We start from the raw sequence: 3,836 nt of genomic DNA, 5'->3' as shown, positions 1-3,836 counted from the left end.
GCCCCACACCCCCCGCGCATTCCGCGACCGCTTTCTCGCCACCGCCCACCAGAGCCCCCAAGAAGCCGCGCTGCTCGACGAGGCGGGCATCACGGAAGCCGAACGCTGGTCCTGGGACCGGCTCTCCCGGCCGCATCCCGCCCGTGCCTTCACCTCCCCCCGCGACCACCGCGCCTGGCTGCTCGGCCATCTGCGCGAGGACGCCGCCCAAGCCGCGCTCGGCAATGTCGCGGGCCCGCTGAAGGCCGCGCTCGACGTCCTGCGCGACCTGCGCAACGAACTGCGCAGGATCGTCGACCACGGCGGCCTCTCCGGCGCCTCGCGCCGCGCCCACCTCGACCGCTGGTACACGCCCCTCAACGCCTTCCTCTCCATCGGCCCGCCGCGCCGCCGCATCGAGGAGATGGCGGCGCTGATCGAGGCGGGCGTCCTCGACGTGATCGGCCCGCGGCTGACCGTGCGGCCCGGCGGCGGGGCGTTCCTCGCGCACTCCCCGGACATACCGGGTTCCGATGTGCGCGTCACCACACTGATCGAGGCCCGGCTGCCCGAGCCGGACGTGCGCCGCACCGACGACGACCTGCTGCGGAGCCTCCTCGAAACGGGCCGGTGCCGCCCCCATGTCGTCGACGGTTACGAAACGGGAGGGGTGGACGTAACCCCGCGCCCGTACCGTCTGATCGACCGTCAAGGCGTGGCCCACGCACGGCGGTTCGCGTTCGGGGTGCCCACGGAAGGGGTGCACTGGGTGACGGCGGCGGGCGCGCGGCCGGGCGTCGACTCGGTCACGCTGTCGGACGCCGACGCGGTGGCGCGGGCCGCGCTGCGGACGGCCGCCGGTGGCGCGGAAGTGCCGTCGGGGGCGGAAGCGGAATCCGGACGGCCAAATGTTGAACTTGCAAGCACTAATTAGGTGCACCTAATCTTGGGCCTCCGCTCGGTGACCGTCCCCTCCGACGAAGGAGTCCCCACCATGACTGGACGTCTCAACAGCGCCCAGCCCTACGCCATCGGCCTGTTCCGCATAGTGATCGGCCTGCTCTTCGCCTGCCACGGCGCCGCCTCGCTCTTCGGAGTGCTCGGCGGCGCGGGCGGCGACGGCAGCACCATCGACGCGGGCACGTGGCCCGGCTGGTACGCGGCCGTCATCCAGCTCGTCGGCGGTGGCCTGGTCCTCCTCGGCCTCGGCACCCGCGCCGCCGCGTTCATCGCGTCCGGCTCGATGGCCTACGCCTACTTCAAGGTCCACCAGCCCGAGGCCCTGTGGCCCATGGAGAACGGCGGCGAGGCCTCGGCGATGTTCTGCTGGGCGCTGCTGCTCCTCGTCTTCACCGGGTCCGGCGCGTTCGGCCTCGACCGCTTCCTCGCCGGGCGCCGCGCGGGCAGCGGCGAGGGCGAGGGCGACAAGACCTCGGAGCGCGCGCCGGTCGTGGCCTGACCGCTCCCGTGACGTGCCGGCGCCCCCTTCTTCGTACGTACGAGGAAGGGGGCGCCGTGTATGCACGAGGCAGGGGCGCCGTCATCCGCCGGACAGGCTCTACCCCCGCGGCTCGAACGGCACCGTGAAGCACGCGATCCGGTCGCCCGCGCCGCCCTGCTCGCGGTGCAGGACCACGGAGGCCGCCTCGCCCGGCCGGAACCCCCAGCGGTGGTGCGCGCGCGCCGACCCGGAGCCGTCCGCCCGGGCGGTGAAGTCCAGCCACACCTCGTTCCTGGGGTTGACGTAGGCGGGGTTCTTCGACGGCTGTACGGGGTCCACGCGGTGCTGATAGTGGCCGCCGGCCGCCTCGGGATCCGCGCCGCACGGCTTCCGGTGCACATGGGCGCCGTACGCGTGCCCCGGCTTCAGCCCCTTGACCCGCGCCGAGACGGTCGTACCGTCTCCGTCACCGTGCTGCTTGACCTCGATCCAGGCGCCCGCGGGCACGAGCCTCATGTCGTACGTCACCGCCGCCGAGGGGATGAAGGCGGTGGGCGGCGCGAACCGCGCCTCCGCCCGCACCCCGCGGCAATCCGCTCCGCCACCGCTCACGCCACCGCCCGCGGCGAGCACCGCCGCCGCCACGGCACCGGCCCACATCCCTGCCACCATCGCCCACTCCTGTCCCATGACCCCCTTGTTCTGCCTCCTCGTTCGTACGGGACTCCGGGGGCGTACGCCGCGTCGGGGGCGGCAGCCGGGTGAACGTGGTGTGACGGAGACATGCGCCCCCAGTGGATCTACGACCGGACGCGCGGCGTACGCTGTACAGCTGTCCATCAGGCCGCCCCTGCCGTACCCCGCGAGAGCGCGGCAACGCGCTGCCGATCGGGGAATCACGGGGGAGTTCGCGGTGCTTGAGAGTGTGGGGGCGCTGACCGGTAGTCCATGGATCTACGCGGTCGTGGCCCTGTCCGTCCTTTTCGACGTCTTCGTCCCGGTGCTGCCGAGCGGTCTGCTCGTCATCATGTCCGCCACGGCGGCGGCCGCCGCGGGCACGGGACGCGTGCCGCACAACGTCCCGGACATCCTGCTGCTGACCCTGAGCGCCGCCACCGCGTCCGTGCTCGGCGACATGGCCGCGTTCCGGCTGGCCTGGCGCGGCGGCGACCGCCTCGACCGCGCCATCGCCCGCTCCCGGCGGCTGACCACCGCCCAGGAACGGCTCGGCACGGCGCTCGCCCGGGGCGGCGGCGCCCTCGTCGTCATCGCGCGCTTCGCCCCGGCGGGCCGTTCGGTCGTCTCGCTCGGCGCGGGCGCGGCCCATCGCAAGCTGCGCGAGTTCCTGCCGTGGTCCGCGCTGGCGGGCCTGGCCTGGGCGGGCTACAGCGTCGCGCTCGGCTACCTCGGCGGCCAGTGGCTCGGGGCGACCTGGCTGGCCACGGGGGTGTCGCTGCTCGCGCTGTTCGCGGCGGGCGGGGCGGCGGCCTATCTCGTACGTCGGCCGAGGGCGACGCCGGCCTGACCGCCGAGCCCGCGCCTGGCCGCGCGTCCGCTCAGGAAGCGCGCGCCCCGCGCACCTCAAGGTGGTCGAGGAGTTCCGCGGTCGCCTCGGCGACGGCGTCGACGGCCCGCTCGAAGACCTCGCGGTTGTGCGCGGCGGGGGCCCGGAAGCCGGAGACCTTGCGCACGTACTGAAGCGCGGCGGCCCGGATCTCCTCCTCGGTGGCGTCCTCGGGGATGGCGGGCGGACGGAGCGTCTTGATGCTTCGGCACATACCTCAAGCTTGCCACCGGGGCGGGGGCGAGGGGCGGCGTTCCGCGCGGGCCGTGACCGCGAGGGCCACGGCGGTCGCCAGGGCCAGCAGGGCCCAGGCCGGGGTGAAGCCGCCGGTGAGGTCGACGAGCAGGCCGAGCGCGGGCGGCACGGTCACGATGGCGACCTGGTTGACGGACATGGCGAGGCCCAGGGCGAAGCCGGTCCTGCCGGGCGGGGCCGCCTCGGTGACGTACGCGACCCAGGGGCCGTACCAGCCGAAGCCGAAGAAGCCGAGCCAGACGAAGGCGCCGGAGGCGATGAGCGGCATACGCCCGGCCGGCGTCATCAGTACGGCGAGACCGGCGAGGACGGCGGCCATGCAGACCAGCACGATGACATAGCGCCCGCACCTGCTCCGGTCGCTCCAGGCCGCCAGGCAGATCCGGCCCGCGACGCCCGCGCCCTGCGACGCCACCAGGATCAGGGCCGCCTGCCCGGCGCCGACCGATGCCGTCCGGTGGAGGTGGAGCACCGCGAGCATGCCCACGCCGCACTGCACCGAGACCAGGCAGGCCCCCGACAGCATGATCTTCACCGTGGACGGTTCGCGGAGCATGCGCAGCCGGGCGCGGAGCTGGGCCGCGGGCGGGCCGGACG

General features: G+C 74.2%; 5 protein-coding genes and 1 pseudogene. 3 read left to right on the top strand and 3 right to left on the bottom strand.

What is annotated here, in order from left to right; all coding sequences use genetic code 11:
* A pseudogene (locus tag GKQ77_RS29435) lies at positions 1 to 913 on the top strand (FAD/NAD(P)-binding protein); the annotation flags it as partial.
* Between the two features lie 60 nt (positions 914 to 973).
* A complete protein-coding gene (locus tag GKQ77_RS29430) occupies positions 974 to 1,438 on the top strand; it encodes a DoxX family protein (RefSeq protein ID WP_219692160.1) in 465 nt (154 codons plus the stop codon).
* A 99-nt stretch (positions 1,439 to 1,537) separates the two neighbouring features.
* On the opposite strand, the gene GKQ77_RS29425 is transcribed toward GKQ77_RS29430, so the two are convergent.
* Positions 1,538 to 2,110: a superoxide dismutase family protein gene (locus GKQ77_RS29425; protein ID WP_219692159.1), complete on the bottom strand. Its 573-nt coding sequence runs from the start codon at positions 2,108 to 2,110 to the stop codon at positions 1,538 to 1,540.
* A gap of 223 nt (positions 2,111 to 2,333) precedes the next feature.
* On the opposite strand from GKQ77_RS29425, the gene GKQ77_RS29420 reads away from it, so the two are divergent.
* Positions 2,334 to 2,945 carry a DedA family protein gene (locus GKQ77_RS29420; protein WP_219692158.1) on the top strand — a complete coding sequence of 204 codons (612 nt, stop codon included), beginning with the start codon at positions 2,334 to 2,336 and terminating at the stop codon, positions 2,943 to 2,945.
* A 31-nt stretch (positions 2,946 to 2,976) separates the two neighbouring features.
* On the opposite strand, the gene GKQ77_RS29415 is transcribed toward GKQ77_RS29420, so the two are convergent.
* Both GKQ77_RS29415 and GKQ77_RS29410 read right to left on the bottom strand, forming a co-directional pair.
* Positions 2,977 to 3,198 (bottom strand): DUF2277 domain-containing protein, encoded by a 222-nt coding sequence (locus tag GKQ77_RS29415; protein WP_125512560.1) that lies wholly within the window; start codon positions 3,196 to 3,198, stop codon positions 2,977 to 2,979.
* Between the two features lie 3 nt (positions 3,199 to 3,201).
* On the bottom strand, positions 3,202 to 3,836 hold a 635-nt coding region (locus GKQ77_RS29410), incomplete at its 5' end, for an MFS transporter (RefSeq protein WP_372460017.1).

The organism is Streptomyces anatolicus (assembly GCF_019400875.1).
In the GTDB taxonomy this organism is placed as follows: Bacteria; Actinomycetota; Actinomycetes; order Streptomycetales; family Streptomycetaceae; genus Streptomyces; species Streptomyces anatolicus.
This window is presented reverse-complemented; position numbering and strand designations above follow the sequence as displayed.

Coding starts and splice junctions, on each gene's coding strand:
- GKQ77_RS29430 (WP_219692160.1), top strand. CDS start 974: ATGACTGGACGTCTCAACAGCGCCCAGCCCTACGCCATCGGCCTGTTC.
- GKQ77_RS29425 (WP_219692159.1), bottom strand. CDS start 2,110: ATGGGACAGGAGTGGGCGATGGTGGCAGGGATGTGGGCCGGTGCCGTG.
- GKQ77_RS29415 (WP_125512560.1), bottom strand. CDS start 3,198: ATGTGCCGAAGCATCAAGACGCTCCGTCCGCCCGCCATCCCCGAGGAC.